Here is a 17521-nt window from a genome sequence, read left to right on the forward strand (position 1 = left end):
CTTCATTCTTTTGTATTGAGCAAGAAAACAAACTAGAATTCTCTCAAAACTTGCTTCTGAAAGCAAGTATGGGAGCATACAATACTGCTCCCAAAGACTTACGCCTTATTGTTTTTCTTGGGCATCTAATAATTATTAATAATTTTATTATATTATATAGTATAGTAAGTATTATTAGAAATTTTATGAGCACAGATAAAAAATTAAAAATTTTACCTAACAAAGTGCTAATTATTGTAACGTGGGTTCCAAAAGACACCGGAAAAATGTTGCAGGATGACAAGAATAGCAAATTCATTATGTTAATATATTAATTAAACATAAATAAGGAACTAGCAAAGATAGAGATATTTTTTCGGTTATAAACGGACCAGGGTTTAAATCAGGCCAAATTAAGGAATTGATGGATAAATTTAAAGGTGTAGATGAGAATAAATGTCATTGATCTATATGCCCTTGAATATGACTCTTATTGGAAAGAAATTGATTAAGGGTGAAAGATAGGTGGAAAGGATATAAGCATTCAAGATTATTTTCATGATATGCACAGTAAGAAGTCTGAGGGAAGGATATATTTTGCAATTGAGGTTGACATCTTTAGGTATATTGCAACTTATTATATGCTATGTGAGCAAAAAGGATCTCAAACGGAAGAAGGAGTAGTTCATAATGATAAATATAAAGAACAGAGAAAAAAACTTTATGGAAAAGATGAGGAACAAAAAGGCAATAGGAAGTGATATAACACTACTTAATGGGGTTTTAGCTAATAAAAATGGCAATGATATAATTGCTATTATAGACTCGCTTATATTAAAAAGATCTGTGATAAGTATAAGCAGAATATACTTAATCAGAACGAAATAAAAGCAAGATTTGAAGAAGCTAGGGAAAGAAAAGATCGAAGACTAATCCAAGCTAGACCTGATAAAGACACAATGTGTATAGTATTCTATTTTAAGCCTGATAAACCTTATCTCTTCGAACAGAACATCACTTAACTTACTTTTAACTGTGAATTAAGAGATATGTTTCAATCATGTGATGTTAATTTTATTAAAAATGGAAGTGAGTACCTTATCCAGGGACAGAAAATCGATAATCAAAGAGTTGGTCATAATGACGTTTCTTGATATAAAGGTCTTTATATTTTGTAAATAGTCAATTTTAATAATAATTTAAACATTTGAAATGTAAAATTATAGTATATTAATTAGCTAGGGGGTGAAATGGTAAAAGGAATTTTATGCGATTGGTTAGGTGTAACAGAATTGCAGGAAAGTCAAAAAATCGATGCTGAACAGTTTCAAAGGGTATTTAGTGCATTAAAAAAATGGCAAGAAGCTCAAAAGGTTAACACTGAGCAGTTTGAAAAGGTATTTAGTGCATTAGAGGAAAAGATCGGCACTGAGCAGTTTCAAAGTATGCAGGAGTACTTAAATGGCTTGCAGAAGAAATTTACAGGTTTGGAAGAAAAAGTGGGAACACTCATAGAAACAGTAGGAGAACAAGAAAAAATAATGTTGACTTGTTGTATCATAGCAAGTGTTATTACATTAGCGGCGATTAGTTTTATTACATTTTGTATCTATCAGGGAGTTAAAAGTGGAAGGGAGAGACAAAGGAGCTTGTCAGATATATCAGCACAAAACTTGATGAATCAAACACACCAGGCACAAAACTTTATGTAGATGTTAGCTAGTACTGCAAAACCACTGAACGGGACGTTAATGACAGTAAACTAAATAATACTCTTCTTGAGAAGGTGTTGCATAATTGTAACACCTTCTTACAGGTTAAATCTTTATTCCAAATTCGACTACGTGAGAGAATTTTTGAAATCCTTATAATCTGCAACCAGCAAAGAGGCTTGTTCTTGAAGAAAGCGGAAGATCAATACCAAAACTCATCTGACAAGAGAAAGAGAAACCAAAATACTCAATTTCTCTTCTCTCAAGCGGTAGATAAACACTTGTATAATCGTTATATGATTACAAAGTTCAATTTCTTCCATGCCAGGATATTTGATAGACGCAGTATCAGAAACACCCATATTATAAGTGATAGAGAGTGATATCTATGTACTCAATTCTGTGATGGTAATGGAGTTCTATAAGAAGTCCACTTTTTTTCCTTCTGTAAAAGAGTACCAAGGAAGTGGTAACATCATATACGCAGCTAAAATTTTAATGTTGTCTGTATAGTGATAGCCGGTGCGATGGCCTACGTATTTTTCACTGCCAGAGTAATAAGACAATAAAGTGTAGTAAGATCCATCTTTAATCCAATTAACTCCAAAACACGGTTATACTGAAGAAAAGTTAGACAATACAACTAAAATAAATAATCTTCTCACCTTGAACTTAAGGTATCAATCTATATTAAATAACATATAAAAGTTAAAAGATAATTAAAAAACAAGAGGTAATGTTCAAAGAAGTATGTTAAACCACATTTTTTAATTCAACTCGATTTTTAATCCACCAAAGAAAAAGATATCAAGTTGAAATATAGTTAAACTCAATTAGGTATAGCTATAGTCCAATCTTGCTCTGCCTTCTTTATAGCATAATATACCTGTTTGTACAAGGCATTTGTGCCGTAAATGAATCCTTGACTTTAGTAAATTTTTTGATCTGTCTGTGCAATCTCTCAATAGGATTTATGGTATAAATCAACTTCCTTACTAGACCGGAATACTTGAAATAATTGGATAAATTTTCTCAATTATTTTGCCAAGACTTCACAACTAACGGGTACTTTTCTCCCCATTTCTCTTCTAGCTTAAGCAAATAATTCTCGCGATTTCTCCACCTGAAGCCTGATATACTTTTTTAGATCATTCATGGAAATTTTCACATCTTTGCTCGATACATATTTCAGCGAATTTCTTATCCGATGTACTGCACATAACTGTACTTCTGCGTTAGGAAATACGCTACTCATGGCTGTAGAAAAGCTTTTTAGACCATCAAAACACAAGCTATTAGAATATCCTCTACACCTCTCTCTTTATTAGGGTCATTTAGTACTCCCAACCGGAAGCTAGCTTCTTGCTTTCAGCCAAATAAAAGCCCAAAACTTCTTTTCTGCCATTTTGGTCTATTCTTAATATGTTGTACACACATTTACTCACGCAATGTTCATCCTCCTTGACCTCAAAAAATAGGCCATCTATAAACACTATTGGATATATAGATTGTAGTGGACAACTACGCTATTCATTGATTATAGGTAATAATTTGTCAGTAATACTGATACCTCCGCTGCAGATATTTTGCGATCATACCAATTTCCTCTACATGCAATGCTATATCTCTGTACCTCATGCTACTGGCGTATGTACTTAAGACCTTTGCTTCAAGTTCTGGATACAGGCTTGTTTGACTTTTTGAGGTTCAAAGCTTTTCTCTCTATCTATTGGTGTTAACAGCTCAAATGAACCTGCACTTGTCCGTAAAGTCTTTGAATTTTCCCATTCTTTCGATTGTTCTCTTCACTTTCAGAGAATAAGTGATTTTTTATTTCACCTTCCAGGCTTGCTTCCAGCAACTTTTTTTCAATGATGTTAATACCCTATCTCTTCCAGTCAATGGCCTGCCTTCTCTTAATAGATGACAGGATATTTGTTTCTAGTCCTTTATAATCTACCAGTCCAGTAGTTCTGTTCCCTATTTTTTGATTCATTTATCAAACTTCCATTTTCTACTTCGTTATATTTTTACTTCTCGTTTGACACACTTTTTTAAACATTCCGAGCAAGATTAAATTACTTTATTTTCTTAACCATTTGTTTTCTTCTTGTTATTACAAGTCTTTTCTTTGGTACATCCTTCACTATAATACTACCAGCCGCAATGACAGATTCATCGTGAACATTAAGTGGTGCAATCAATGAGCTGTTGGCACCAACAAAGCAATTACTTCCTATATTCGTTCTATGTTTCTTTTTCCCATCGTAATTACAAACAACAGTACCTGCACCTATGTTACTTCCCCGCCCTACTTCGGTATTTCCTATGTAACTTAAGTGCTTTATTTTAGTATTTGTACCTATATCACTTGCTTTTGCTTCGACAAAGTTTCCCACGATTGCACCATCGCCAATTGTTGTGTCCTCGCATTTGGTAAATGGACCGATTTTAGCACCAGGTCCTATTCTTACTCCAGGGCCGAAAAAAACATATGGGTAAATAATCGAATCCATGCCAATTTGTGTATCAAGAGAAAAGAAAACAGTTTCTGGAGCAACAAGTGTCACTCCAGAATCGGTGAAAAATTTTCTCCTGTTTTCTTGAAAGTAAAACTCGGCTTTTGCAAGGTCATTTCTACTATTTATGCCAGTTGCCTCCTCTTCATCAGTGGTAACGTAGCCGACATTTAAATCACTCTTTACTGCAATGGAAACTATATCGGTTAAGTAATACTCATAAGTTGAGCCGTTACACTCTATTTTTTCCACTAATTCACGCAGATTCTTTGCATATGCAACCATTATTCCAGCGTTAGCAAGAAACTCTTCATCACTATTTTCATCATCTTGCGTCTCTACAATTTCTCTCAAGGAACCATTTTCAATAATTAACCTACCATATTCTTTGTTGCTGGTTTTAAAACCAAGACAGACCAGAGCCTTACCTTCTAAACAACTAACCATTTGGGTTATTGTGCTGTTTTTTATAAGTGGAGTATCTCCATACTGCACAACAATTATGTTCGAATCTGATAATTCTTTCATATTTCTCACCGCAGTCTTGACCGCATCTCCTGTGCCGAGCGTTGATTCTTGTGTAATTAATTGTATATCCTCAAGGCACTTCAATCTCTCAATTAAAGGCAAATTGGCTACAACAGATATATTTTCAGGATTTAACTGTCTCGCATTATAAATGATATGTTGAAGCATGGAAAAATTACCTATTTTATGCAGAACTTTAGGCAAACCAGAATTCATTCTCTTGCCATGTCCGGCAGCAAGTATAATGAACATGCAAGCTTTATTTATCACTTATCTTAAAGATGAAAAATGAAAGCCATAGTGGCTAAGCCAGCTGATTTTATTATCGTAAAAGTTCCTTAAGTCACTAATTTGATATTTCAACATTGCAAGCCTTTCTATGCCAATACCAAACGCAAAACCGCTGTATTTAGTATGGTCTATCCCAACATTTTGAAAGACATTTGGGTGCACTATACCACATCCAAGTACTTCTATCCATTTACTCTCTTTGTAACTTATGTCCACTTCTGCAGAAGGCTCAGTAAAAGGGAAAAAACTATTACGAAAACGTATCTTTAGCTCTTTATCTCCAAAAAACTTATTGAGGAAGTGATGAATAGTAAATTTTAACTGGCCCATATTGACATTTTCATTGACATATAATCCTTCCATCTGATGGAACATAGGAGTATGAGTTGCATCAAAGTCGTTTCTGTATACCCTGCCGGCAGCTACTATTTTAATTGGGAAAGTTTTTGCTTTTTTCATGGCTCTAATCTGCATAGATGAGGTATGAGTGCGCAGCACCATTCTTTTATCGTTTATTTTGTTCTTTAAGTAGAAGGTATCTTGCTCCTCTCGCGCAGGATGATGACTCGGAGTATTCAGTGCATCAAATACATGAAACTCATCTTCAATGTCAGGACCATTAACTGCCCTGAAGCCCATATGCGCAAAAATGAGTTTCACTTCATTCATGACTTTACTCAATGGGTGAGCCCTACCAATTTTTTCTGGTCTAACAGGCAGCGTGATATCAATTGCTTCATTTTGCAATTTAAAATTAACTTCTTCTGCCTTTAGTATACTTTCCTTATTCATTATAAGTTGATCTAGCTTATTGCGCAAAACGTTGATAATTGCACCTAAATCACGCTTCTTTTCTGTGTCTTCCACCTTTCTTAAGTCATCAAAGTAAGCTTTAATTACGCCCTTTCTTCCCAAATATGACAGTCTAACTTTTTCCAAATCTTGCAAAGAAGAAGCACTCTCAATTTCGAAGACAGCCTTATCTTCAAGTAAAGGTATTTCATTCAGTAGCTCTTCATTCATCTTAGAAACGCTAGCTTAAACTTTAATTATAGTAAGATCTCAAATATTATCAACAATCCGAAAAACTACTCTATCTTAATTATTAACCTATTAACTAATTATTCTTTTTATTTGATTTTATATTAAAAAACTAATAAGTAAAATATGCACAGTAGTAATGATGAAACTAAGAAAAAGCATGAAATAGATGATTTACCTAAATTCTTTAAGGAGAAATCTAAAGAGATAGGTAAAGCTTTTTCTAATAAGGTAGTGGAGATCAGTACTATTCGCTCAATAAGTGTTAAAGTGACGAGCAAGAATTTTCGTTTAAACTAAGACTATTAACTATAGTGGATAAAGACACCCATAGTATATGGATTTTAAGGTAAGGCATCTAATTGATTTTTTTAAATCTGCCTTTCTCAAGAAAAGAATTTTACAGTTAACATAAAAATACCAAAAGAAAATAGTGAATTATGTGACAAACGCTGCGAAACTAATAATTATGAAACTGTAAAAGAATTTATAAGTAATGCTCTGCATTAATTTCTCCTACAGGGAATAACTCTACAAACAGAAGTTAAAAAACATTAACCAGAATAACTTGCACGAAATAGAGTAAAACTGAGTAAACTGTGGTAAGTAAAGGTTCTTCTGGTTAAGGTGTAGCAAGTCACAGAAAGCAAATTACACATGCACCAGTAGTTATCGCTGCAATGTGTGACACGTCTCTTGGTTTAGGCCTTTTCTTCACATACCTAATTTTTAAACACAATACAATTCTTCTTTCGGCAATCACTAAAACCTCTTACACGAAAGCAGAAGGCTTTGACTTACTGCCTAATACCTTAAGAGACAAAAAGGAATGAGATAATACAAAAAGACGAAATTAACAAACGAGAAACAGATGAAACTACAGAGCTTTCTGATATAGATCAAATTAGGTTACACACAGAATATTTTAAGGCTAATAGAAGAAGTCGAAAAAGCAGACCGAAGAACTATCAGAAGAGGCAAAACAATCTATCATAAAGCAAGCTCAAATTAATATCAGGTTAACTATGATAGATAACTTGACTGAGTGTAGGGAAAAAAACTTGATGAAATATTTGTTGAAGTGATAAGTGGGTATAAAAATCATGATCTAGAAACATTTGACGATATTTTCGACTCAGTGTTCAAGATTGTTTATTTTCAAGATAAAATTACATGAAATATGAGATTCTGGTGAGATATCAAAAGTATTAGAAATACTAGAAATACCACATCTGGTAAGTCCTTTTTTCTAAAAGAATACCTACAAAAGCAAGTATGTAGAAAAAAAGAGCAATTACTCAAAATAGTTTCAGGCATTTCTACACAACAATTTTTTCCACAACTTACAAACATTTCTCATGAAAATAAGAACTCTTTACCAAACAAAAACCATAAATCCTTTACCGGAAACAAACAAAGTTGAAACTCTATTAGTTACTAATACCGCTCTCAAATCACCACTAAAAATTGTCTTTTCCTCAAAAGAGACTTATTTTTGTTTGTTTTTGATAGCGCCTTCTATTTCAATGCTCTGCTTATCATGTCATTTATCATTAGGAAATGGTGTCAACTTAAAGGAATTAGTGCAACCAGAAAAAACAGAAAGTACTGGATTAGTGTTGAACATAGAATCACCAATATTAATCATATTATGTATCTTGAGTGTGGCTTACTTTATATATTCTGAATATTCAGTAGAATTTACTAAAAAGATAAGTAAAAACGATCCTTTTTCTCGCGCTTTAAAAAACAGAAATAAGCTGTTTAAAAGATTTTTCATGATAAGATGATTTTATTTTCACTATATGTTTAAAGGGATTATTACGAATATTGGGACTATAATTAATACTACCATCCGTTCTAATTCTGACCAAATCTTTCATATTAAAGTACAAAATTTATCCTCTATACATGAGGGAGATTCAATAGCTTGCTCTGGCGTGTGTTTAACTGTTGTTGACATAATTAATGATATATTTACAGTCCAAATTTCTCAAGAAACTATGAAGGTTTCTAACCTGGGTGCGTGGAAGGTAGGAAAAAAAATAAACCTAGAACAAGCAATGAGATTGAGTGATAAGATTGATGGCCACCTGGTTCATGGTCATGTGGATGAAACAGCGAAAATTTTAACAATTAATCAAAATTTGGGTTCTCATGAAATCAAGCTATCGTGCCCACAGGAATTAATTAAATTCGTTGCAAAAAAGGGATCTGTAACTCTAGATGGAGTCTCCCTCACAGTAAATTCAGTTATTGGTCGAGAGTTTACCGTAAACATTATTCCCTACACATGGCAAAATACAACCTTTCAATATAACAAAGTGAATGATTATCTGAATTTAGAGGTTGACATGATTGCTCGGTATTTAGACCAGCTGATACAGTATAAATACAATTAATTTTACAATTTTGTTGTTTGCAATTATTATATTTTGAAAATCATATAGTGTATAATATGCTTTTCGATTGTCTCATTATCTTCATTATCGTTGTATGCATAATAATCTCAATAACTAGAGGTTTTATAAAAGAACTATGCGCGCTAATGTTTTTATTTTTGTCGGCCTTTCTTACAGCTAATCATTATGATTTCTTCACTATAAATTATAGTAAGTATTTTAACTCTAAAGCTATGCAGAACATATTTTCTACAATTTCTGTATTTATCATATTCAACCTTATATTTATGATAGTAAATAACTGGCTAATGTACATATTAGCACCTATAAGGCTGGGATTAATTGATAGAGTTACTGGAACTTTTGTTGGAGCACTCAGAGGAGTACTGCTTTCCTATGTACTATTCTTTGCTATGCACTTATATTGCTACACAGTGCATGACAAAAAAGAAGAACAGTCCAAAATAGAAGCGGAAGATATACTGCCTAATTGGATAATAAATTCGTATTCTTATCAGGCTTTATTTGCAACAGTAGAAGACATAGTTGATGTGTATGTACCAGAGTCGTTGATACTAAAAATAAAAGAGATTGGCGAAGGAATGGCTAATCAAGAAAAGCTTAAAGGTGACAAGAAAGAAGAGTAATACCACGTTTTAGGGGTAATTGGCGACTTTTGGGGGATGTTCTATACCATCTACTCTCGAGTTTGGTACTAGATTTTATAACATTATACAATGCAAAATCCATACAAACTAATCCAATAATTTCCCCAATTACTGCTATTATAAGCATTTCTAGAATATAAGATACAACACCGCTGACTACATATAACAGTACTGCGCCAATACTACCAACCTGAGGCATCTGTCTTTACTGAGTCGCTTTTGTTTATGGTTCTTCATCTGTGGGATTCCCTTTGCTAGATCCACTATCAAAACATGGCTTTATTCCAGTAGAAGAGGAGACCTTGAAAATGTTTAGCTCTTGATCAGCAGTTTCTGTTGAAGTAAGTGATATTATCTTTTTTACTTTCTTCATTAGTAGCTCAAATATCACTAATATTTTCTATTGGAAGTACAGGATCAGCAGTACCTTTTGTTGCATTCAGGCTATTTTCATGTTCTTCAAGAACTTCTTTAATATTTTCACAAGCTGACGTATCAGTAGTTTCGGTATTATCAATTGCGAAGTAGTCGGAATGCAGTCATGTTTTACAGTTGCTGTATCAAGACTATCTTTATCGTTTTCGTGTGAAGCTGGGTTATTAGCTGGAATAGTTACAGTATTGGTAGCAGTTTTTTTGGTAATAGTGGAAACGGTTTGCTGCTCTATAGTTATTTTTATACTAAAAATATTAACAAAATATTTTCATCTTTATCTGCTATTAAAAATTTTATCTCGAGCATAACCATTCTCTCCTGGTACAATTAAGCGGAGTATAAGTTCCTATTGGTACCACCTGAAAATTTTACGGTCATTTTCTCGCTCAGCACCTCCTTTAAAAGCTCTTGTTTTTTAGCTTCTTCTAAAAGATCTTTAAAAGCCTGATATTTTTATGGCATATGACAGGGTACAGCAGAGAAAACCCCTACTTTTCTTCTTAATCATTGAAAGATACCGTAATTGTTAAAATTTTCTTTGCGTTGTTACCAGATTTCTTTAATATACTAGCAATATTTTCTTCTTTTTTTATTTTTTTCGCTAGCTCAAGAATTTTTTGTTTATTTTCATTTGTTAATTTACTCTCATTATTTACTAACTCATAAGCTATATTCTCTCTAGGATTTTCTATTTTTTCCATAACATATTTCCTTTTCTATAACATCCGCTTCTATAAATTGATTATGTTAATAACCTATGGATGTCGATTAGAGCACTGATCCCACAACTATATGAATATTGTAATTTCAGGAATCCAAGTAGCTCATAGAAATGCAAAAATTACTTGACACATTTTGCTAGTTCTCTTATCATGAAGATGGAGTTATTTTATATAATTTTCTAATCTTAGCAGATTAATAAGCTGAAACTCGCTTATAAAGCACTTAAGGCATTACCCAACGTCAAAATTTTTAAAGTAAAGAGTTGATAACTAGCTACTCTGGATTTTTTTTGCCTTTTTTTCTGCTTGGTAAGTTCCTTAAATATTTGCAGCTAAAAGTTATACTAAAGATCAACTATGTCTTGTACCTCAAAAAATATCGGATTACACTAGCCTATCCGATAGGCCTTGAACGTACGAGTTTTGAATTTTAGAATATTATTTTTTTAACATTGCTGCAAGAGCTAAAAATCCTGTATATATTAAAGTCTGAGGAATGTTTTTAAATATGGAAGTTATTGCAGAAAATAGAAAAGCAAGGTTTGAATACTTTATCCTAGAAGAGTTTGAAGCAGGTATGGTCCTTTTAAGTAGTGAAGTTAAATCTCTTAGAGAAAGAAAAGTAAATATTTCTGATGCTTATGTCACTGAAAAAAATGGTGAAATATGGCTGCACAATATGTACATTGCAGAATATAAAGCTGCAAACAAAAAAAAACATAAGCCGAAAAGGGAACGTAAATTGCTTCTGCATAAAAAAGAGATAAATAAATTAATCAGTCAGATCAAGACTGCTGGAGTTACTATTGTGCCACTTTCAATTTATTTTAATGACAAAGGATTAGTAAAAACTAGAATTGCTATTGTGAAAGGAAAAAAACTTTATGACAAAAGAGCAATCATAAAGCAGAGAGAGTGGAATCGTGAAAAAAGTAGATTGTCTAAAAACAACCTATAGTAAAATATGTCTTTAAGTCCAGCAATTTTTAGCATCGGTCCTGTCTCTATACATTGGTATTCTTTAGCATATGTTTTAGGTATAGTCTTTGCATATTGGTATTTACATAAGTTGGACGAGCAAAAAATATTTACTAAGAATTTTTATGATTCACTGTTAACAGCCACTATTATAGGTATTATTCTTGGAGGCAGACTTGGCTTTGTATTAATATACGATCCAATCTCCTACATAAACAACCCTATTGAGATATTGAAGACTTGGAAAGGAGGAATGTCATTTCACGGTGGCGCTATAGGAGTTTTGTGTGCGGTGATAATTTCGTGTAGAAGATATAATATTCCTATATTTTACACACTGGATCTAATTTCTTGTGGAGTTCCCATAGGTTTGTTTTTAGGCCGCATAGGCAATTTTGTAAACGGAGAGTTGTTTGGCAGGGTTACAACTATGCCATGGGGCATGGTATTTCCAGAGAGTGGTGATAATTTACTGCGCCATCCAAGTCAGCTTTACGAGGCGTTTTTTGAAGGATTGTTATTTTTCGCAATTGCAAATTCACTGTTTTTTTTGACTAGAATAAGACTATATCACGGCACATTAACTGGCATTGCAGTTATATGGTACGGAACAGTGCGTTTTGTGGTTGAGTTTTTTCGTGAACCAGATTATCAAGTTGGTTATTTGTGGCTTGATTTAACCATGGGACAGTTGCTTTCAATATTTATGATTCTGCTAGGAATAATCGTGTATTTGAGTGCATTAAATTCGAAATTTAATACTAAATCTGTCGCATAGGGAAAAGCAAATATTTGCGCAGTTACGGAAGTGAGCTGCAAATTATAACAAACGCAGTAGCGCAATCTCCATCGTCACTGAGAGAAAGATGAATCATGTGGTCTTTGAAGATGAAATTCTTGCTAACAGTAAGATGCGGCTTTCCTCTTACGTCATTGTATATTTCTATATCTTTCATTATAATGCCATGGCTGAATCCACCTAGTGCCTTAACAAAGGCTTCCTTTGCTGCAAAGCGTTTAGCAAGATACTTTGCTTGCATTTCTTGGCTGTTGTACTTTCTGCTTATCTCTATTTCCTGCTCGGTATAGATTTTATTGAGGAATTTTTTCCCATATTTTTGTAATATTCTTAGTATTCTTGGTATATATACTATGTCAGTACCTATACCACGTATCATTTTACGTTAAAGTAGTTTATTGCTTCTTCAATCTGCACTTCCTCTACCTTTCCAGTTGCTCTATTTTTTATTTCAATTATATTTTCACTTACTGCTTTCTTCCCAACAATTATTTGCCATGGCAAGCCTATGAGGTCCATCTTAGCAAATTTTACTCCTATACTTCCTTCTGTATCATCATAAAGCACTTCGTCACTTTTTAAAGTACTGTATATTTTATTTGCAATCTCTACATATTCAGCCGTTTTTGTCTGTAAGTTGATTAACCCAACCCTGAAAGGAGCCACTGCTTCTGGCCAGGTAATTCCTTTATCATCATGGAAAGCTTCTATTATTGCACCAACGAGCCTTGAAACCCCAATACCATACGAACCCATATGTATATTGACATTTTTTCCATCCTGCGCAGTAACCTTTGCATTCATTGGCTTTGAATATTTATCGCCGAAATAAAAAATGTGCCCTATTTCAATGCCCTTACTAACATTTAGCTGCTCTTGCGGTACAGGGCAAGTTTTAGGATCATGTATATCATCTGCAACTGCATATATACTCTTTAAACTTTTAACATCCTCACTTTCTAGTAATTCAAAAAATTTATTGTCATAATATAAAGTGCTTTCGCCAGTGCTTGCCAATATATGAAACTCGTGACTCAAATTTCCTCCGATTAGCCCTGTATCCGCTCTCACTCCAATTGGAATAAGCCCCATGCGTTTGAAGATTTTTATATAAGTTTTGTACATCAAATTATATGAATTCAGTGCGCTTTCATAATTTACGTTGAAACTATACGCATCCTTCATCAGAAATTCCCTACCTCTCATAACACCATAACGTGGCCTTACCTCATCACGAAATTTCCATTGAATTTGATATAAACAAAGTGGTAAATTCTTGTAACTCTTTACTATATCTCTAATTAAATCAGTTGCCACTTCCTCATGCGTTGGACCAAAAAGCATGTCTTCTTCATGCCTATCCCTTATACGCAACATTCCCTTACCGTAATCGTCATAACGTCCTGATTCCCGCCAAAGACTTGCCGGCTGTACGCAAGGCATTAACGCTTCAATTGCACCAGACTTATTCATCTCATCCCTGATGATGCCTTCAATATTCTTTAGCACACGCAGACCGAGCGGTAACCACGTATAGATGCCAGATGCTATCTGTTTTATTAAACCTGCACGTAAAGAATATTGATGGGAGATAATTCTAGCATGAGCAGGTTTCTCCTTTAAAGTTGGCACATAATATTGAGATAGACGCATTTAATAAATCTGATTGTATTAAGCAATCTTAATACAATCAGACTTATAGGTAAACTTATTTTGAAAAAGGAGGAAAGTTTGCGGTGCTTACCTTTTAGCTATTGTTTTATAAGAAAAGCTCTAGATTCTTTTTGTAAATTAACACACTTTAAATTTGGTTTAGGCGGCACCGGTGGTGGTTCCTTTTGTAAATTAACACACTTTAAATTTGGTTTAGGCGGCACCGGTGGTGGTTCCTTTTTGTTTGACCAGCAACTTGAAGAAGTTGCAGTTTCAGGCTCTTGTTGATCTGCATCATCGTCAGATATATAACCACTGCTAGGAGTTGCACTACTTTTTTCATCGTATGGCTGAGAATTTGAAGACGTAGATTTTCCCCTGCGTTTTGTCAGCTTTTTCTCTCTCAATTCTTTCTGTTTATTAACACTCGTATCACTCCAATCACCATTATCACTGTAGTTAGAACGATCGCTTTCACTATCTGAGAACTCAATTGCTAATCTTCGATATTTAAGTTTTTCAAACAATGCAGTACTAGAATATCCACCTACGTTATCGCTTGATTGCTCTTTTTTATCATCTTTCATTGCTGCCTGTTTTTTTAACTTCTCATCGCGTTCTTCCTTGGTTAAGAGTTTTGTTCCTTGCCTTATCTGCTTAAGCATAGCATTACGGCTATCATCATACTCAGGTGTCTTTACAGGACCACTAATTTTTTTTAGTTTTGTATTTTTCACCCCTGCAAATAAACCAGCACTACTCGGTTGAGTTAATGAAATTTGAGAAAACAGAGGAGGTGGCGGTGGGGGTGGTGCAGCACCTGCATCTTGTGATAATGGAAGTGATAGTAGCGGAGGTGGTGCATTATTTAATAGAAGCGGAGCAGACAATGAGAAAGTTTTTGTACCACATATTGGCGAAGATGGTGAAAAAGAAATATGTTTATTTAGTTCACTTTTCAGAGCACCATCCTTACACACAGATTCTTGTGTTAGCCCATGAGATACAGTACACTGCTGGCCAGATCGATCAAGTGCTTCTCTACTGGGACCTGCTTCTTTCTTATTACCAGCTATAGAAACGGCAAGTTTAATAAGGTATGCTGCTGAAACCAGTGCAATAACCATAGAAACAGCAAAAATTGCTAACGGAGCTGCTGTAACAGCACTGGAACTAGAAACTGCTGCAATAACATAAGGAAAATATTGACCAGCTGTGAAGCTCAATACAGATGATGATAAAATAGCAATTAAAGGTCCAAAATTAGATATACGCATTTTTTTCCTCACTATTAATATAGCATTAATAATAGTAAATTATCAATGATTGTCAACAATTTATAGATAAATTAACATTCGTGTAAGATAATATATGACCAGCAATAGCCCATACAATATTCACCCTTTAAGCATATACCGCAATATTTCATTGGCCATAGCAACATCTTGGCGTGGGACTTTGCCGTACTCTATGAATATAGAGATTGCATAGCGCGGGTCATGGTAAGGGCCATAAGCGATGAATAATTTATGACTTTCACCCTTAGAGTTTATCTCTGGTGTACCGGTTTTGCCGGCAATTCGTATACTGCTTAGCCCTTTTCTATAGGTTCCAGCTTTAATATTCACCATGTTAAACATAGCTTTTCGAACTATACTGAGATGCTCATGAGCTATATCAATATCAGGAAAATCTTGCATCGTTTTACTCATTTCAATGCGGGGAATCACCTCCTTTCCTGTTGCAATTCTTGCCGCAAGAACTGCAAGCTGCAGTGGTGTTGTAAGCACATACCCTTGTCCTATAACTAAGTTGACAGTGTCACCTAAATACCACTCCGAATATAGCTTTCGTGTACGCCAATCTTTATCAGGCAACAATCCTGGAGCTTCTTCTTTAAATGTTCCAATTAGTGGCCCACTTCCGATACCAAATTTTCTTGCCATTTCTACTAGAGAGTCTACACTTATTTTTTTTCCTATATTATAAAAGTAAGTGTTGCATGATAAAGCCATTGCTTCATTTAAAGATACATATCCATGGACTTTGCTTTTCAAGCAACAAAACCTCCGCTCACCTATTTTCATATAGCCTACACATGAAAATTTCTCTTCTGGAGTGATTATTCCATCCTTTAGACCCGCAAGTGCAACTATTATTTTAAATATCGAACCAGGTGGAATTTGATACGATAATGCACGATTTACAAGTGGTAATGAAGGAGTATTTAAACCTTCCCAAGCCTCATTTGATAGTTTGTTAGCAAAAAGGTTATTATCGTAAGAAGGTGAATTATATAATGTTAAAATTTCTCCGTTACCTACATCAATCGCCGTTACAGAACCTTTGTGACCTTTAAATATCTCTGCAATTTTCTCTTGCAGATCAATATCAATTGTTAGCTGCACATCTTGTCCGTCCTGTTGTGGTATGCTTGATAATTCTCTCACGATGCGTTTTTTAGAATTTATTTCCTGCTCAGATCTCCCTGGCTTGCCTTTCAATATATGATCATATGTATATTCAATACCACTGATTCCTGCTTCGTCTATGCCTTGCTGTTTTTTCGTATATCCTAGTGTATGAGAACATATTGAACCGAACGGATAGTGACGTTTATAAAGAGCGGTTATTTTTGTTTCTGACGATTTTGTTACATTAGATTCAATTTCTGATAATGTTTCCCAATCAACTTCTTCACCAGAAATTTTTTGCTTATCGAACAAAACAATGTACGAAATTTTGTTTACTGCAAGTTCAATGCCATTCCTATCTAAAATTCTACCACGCTTAGGCATAATAGCAGCAACTCGTATCCTGTTATTGTCAGCCAGCTTTTCGTATTTTTGTCTGTTTCGTATTTGTAAACTATATAACCTACAACTAAAAATTGTGGAAATGGTAAGCTGAATACCGCCTAATATAAATGCCCTACGATTAAAGACTTTGTTTTTTATCCACATAAAATTTTTTTAAATACACCCTCTCCCATTGATACACCTTTGGCTTTACAAACTCTTTCCTCCCATTCACTTAAGGTAACAAATTCATAACCCAATTTTTTTAGTATTTTAATAATCTGAGGCAAAGCCTCAACTGTATTTGATTTATTATCGTGATCATGGAACAGTATGATTGCTCCATTATGTACGTTACCCACAACCCTATCAACTAAGATCTCTGGTTTATCGCCCTGCCAATCCAGAGAATCAACCGTCCATAATATTGAACACATGTTCAATTGATTAGTATTTTTGATTAGATTATCGTCATGACATCCATAAGGTGAACGAAACCATTTCACATCCCGTTCTATTGCATTTTTAATTACCATATTTGTCTTTTCCAGTTCTTGCAATTGTTTCTCACTTGAGAGTGATGTCAATTTCTTATGTGACCAGGAGTGATTGCCTAGCTCATGACCAGCATTATAGATTTTCTTTACTATCTCAGATGTTTTTTTATTTATGCGTTCACCAAGAAGAAAAAATGTTGCTTTTGCTTTATAATTCTCTAAAATATTAATAATATTATTCACTCTATTGCTAGATGGCCCATCATCAAATGTAAGCGCGACAAACTTGTCACTGTTATTTAGCAATTTTTTTATATTACTTAAATTTTTATGTGATAGATCCAAATTACAACTGAGTCCACGGTATGGTAAATTAAAATTACAATCATCGCAGAAAGTTGCGCTCGGGTATAGCAAAAGAAAAGTTGTTATTAACCATGCTTTCAGCCCCATCATCTCAATAACTTTAATCCCACCTAATCACATTATTGTAACTATA

General features: G+C 34.0%; 18 protein-coding genes and 1 pseudogene. 9 read left to right on the plus strand and 10 right to left on the minus strand.

Annotated features, from left to right (window positions below; translation table 11 throughout):
- Window positions 1–68: 68 nt before the first annotated feature.
- From WBP_RS04735 to WBP_RS04745, 3 genes are all read left to right on the plus strand, one after another.
- Entirely contained in the window at window positions 69–314 is a 246-nt protein-coding gene (locus WBP_RS04735) for a hypothetical protein (RefSeq protein ID WP_167896215.1), read from the plus strand.
- A gap of 228 nt (window positions 315–542) precedes the next feature.
- Window positions 543–740 (plus strand): hypothetical protein, encoded by a 198-nt coding sequence (locus WBP_RS04740; RefSeq protein WP_011256292.1) that lies wholly within the window; start codon window positions 543–545, stop codon window positions 738–740.
- Between the two features lie 489 nt (window positions 741–1229).
- Window positions 1230–1691 (plus strand): hypothetical protein, encoded by a 462-nt coding sequence (locus tag WBP_RS04745; protein WP_167896216.1) that lies wholly within the window; start codon window positions 1230–1232, stop codon window positions 1689–1691.
- Between the two features lie 767 nt (window positions 1692–2458).
- Here WBP_RS04745 and WBP_RS04750 read toward each other — a convergent pair.
- The 3 genes and pseudogenes from WBP_RS04750 to pheS form a co-directional block, all read right to left on the minus strand.
- Window positions 2459–3687: pseudogene (locus WBP_RS04750) on the minus strand (IS256 family transposase).
- Window positions 3688–3769: 82 nt separating this feature from the next.
- A complete protein-coding gene (locus tag WBP_RS04755) occupies window positions 3770–4990 on the minus strand; it encodes an NTP transferase domain-containing protein (RefSeq protein WP_246165957.1) in 1221 nt (406 codons plus the stop codon).
- A gap of 18 nt (window positions 4991–5008) precedes the next feature.
- Entirely contained in the window at window positions 5009–6052 is a 1044-nt protein-coding gene (gene pheS / locus WBP_RS04760; RefSeq protein WP_167896218.1) for a phenylalanine--tRNA ligase subunit alpha, read from the minus strand.
- 144 nt (window positions 6053–6196) lie between these two features.
- On the opposite strand from pheS, the gene WBP_RS05945 reads away from it, so the two are divergent.
- The 4 genes from WBP_RS05945 to WBP_RS04775 all read left to right on the plus strand — a co-directional run bounded on the left by WBP_RS05945 (window position 6197) and on the right by WBP_RS04775 (window position 9119).
- Window positions 6197–6370 carry a hypothetical protein gene (locus tag WBP_RS05945; protein ID WP_246165960.1) on the plus strand — a complete coding sequence of 58 codons (174 nt, stop codon included), beginning with the start codon at window positions 6197–6199 and terminating at the stop codon, window positions 6368–6370.
- A 1058-nt stretch (window positions 6371–7428) separates the two neighbouring features.
- Window positions 7429–7860: a hypothetical protein gene (locus WBP_RS05950; protein ID WP_246165963.1), complete on the plus strand. Its 432-nt coding sequence runs from the start codon at window positions 7429–7431 to the stop codon at window positions 7858–7860.
- 15 nt (window positions 7861–7875) lie between these two features.
- Entirely contained in the window at window positions 7876–8472 is a 597-nt protein-coding gene (locus tag WBP_RS04770; RefSeq protein WP_167896219.1) for a riboflavin synthase, read from the plus strand.
- A 56-nt stretch (window positions 8473–8528) separates the two neighbouring features.
- Window positions 8529–9119, plus strand: coding sequence for a CvpA family protein (locus WBP_RS04775; protein ID WP_167896220.1), 591 nt, complete (start codon window positions 8529–8531; stop codon window positions 9117–9119).
- Between the two features lie 244 nt (window positions 9120–9363).
- On the opposite strand, the gene WBP_RS04780 is transcribed toward WBP_RS04775, so the two are convergent.
- Complete coding sequence (locus tag WBP_RS04780) at window positions 9364–9513, minus strand: hypothetical protein (RefSeq protein ID WP_167896221.1); 150 nt, start codon at window positions 9511–9513, stop codon at window positions 9364–9366.
- Window positions 9514–10075: 562 nt separating this feature from the next.
- Complete coding sequence (locus WBP_RS04785; protein WP_167896222.1) at window positions 10076–10276, minus strand: hypothetical protein; 201 nt, start codon at window positions 10274–10276, stop codon at window positions 10076–10078.
- A 529-nt stretch (window positions 10277–10805) separates the two neighbouring features.
- On the opposite strand from WBP_RS04785, the gene smpB reads away from it, so the two are divergent.
- Both smpB and lgt read left to right on the plus strand, forming a co-directional pair.
- Window positions 10806–11255: an SsrA-binding protein SmpB gene (smpB, locus tag WBP_RS04790; protein ID WP_167896223.1), complete on the plus strand. Its 450-nt coding sequence runs from the start codon at window positions 10806–10808 to the stop codon at window positions 11253–11255.
- Window positions 11256–11261: 6 nt separating this feature from the next.
- Window positions 11262–12053 carry a prolipoprotein diacylglyceryl transferase gene (gene lgt, locus WBP_RS04795; protein WP_167896224.1) on the plus strand — a complete coding sequence of 264 codons (792 nt, stop codon included), beginning with the start codon at window positions 11262–11264 and terminating at the stop codon, window positions 12051–12053.
- A gap of 22 nt (window positions 12054–12075) precedes the next feature.
- On the opposite strand, the gene WBP_RS04800 is transcribed toward lgt, so the two are convergent.
- The 5 genes from WBP_RS04800 to WBP_RS04820 form a co-directional block, all read right to left on the minus strand.
- The gene (locus WBP_RS04800; protein ID WP_011256280.1) at window positions 12076–12453 is read right to left on the minus strand and encodes a holo-[acyl-carrier-protein] synthase; all 378 of its coding nucleotides are present in this window, start codon (window positions 12451–12453) and stop codon (window positions 12076–12078) included.
- On the minus strand, window positions 12450–13727 hold the full coding sequence (gene proS, locus WBP_RS04805) for a proline--tRNA ligase (protein ID WP_167896225.1): 1278 nt from the start codon (window positions 13725–13727) through the stop codon (window positions 12450–12452). Before proS ends, WBP_RS04800 begins: the two co-directional genes overlap by 4 nt.
- 98 nt (window positions 13728–13825) lie before the next feature.
- On the minus strand, window positions 13826–15004 hold the full coding sequence (locus tag WBP_RS04810) for a WH2 domain-containing protein (protein ID WP_167896226.1): 1179 nt from the start codon (window positions 15002–15004) through the stop codon (window positions 13826–13828).
- A 120-nt stretch (window positions 15005–15124) separates the two neighbouring features.
- Complete coding sequence (locus WBP_RS04815) at window positions 15125–16690, minus strand: penicillin-binding transpeptidase domain-containing protein (RefSeq protein ID WP_167896227.1); 1566 nt, start codon at window positions 16688–16690, stop codon at window positions 15125–15127.
- Entirely contained in the window at window positions 16681–17475 is a 795-nt protein-coding gene (locus tag WBP_RS04820) for a polysaccharide deacetylase family protein (RefSeq protein ID WP_011256276.1), read from the minus strand. Before WBP_RS04820 ends, WBP_RS04815 begins: the two co-directional genes overlap by 10 nt.
- Window positions 17476–17521: the final 46 nt, after the last annotated feature.

Origin of the sequence: Wolbachia endosymbiont of Brugia pahangi (assembly GCF_012030695.1) — a bacterium.
Classification (GTDB): Bacteria; Pseudomonadota; Alphaproteobacteria; order Rickettsiales; family Anaplasmataceae; genus Wolbachia.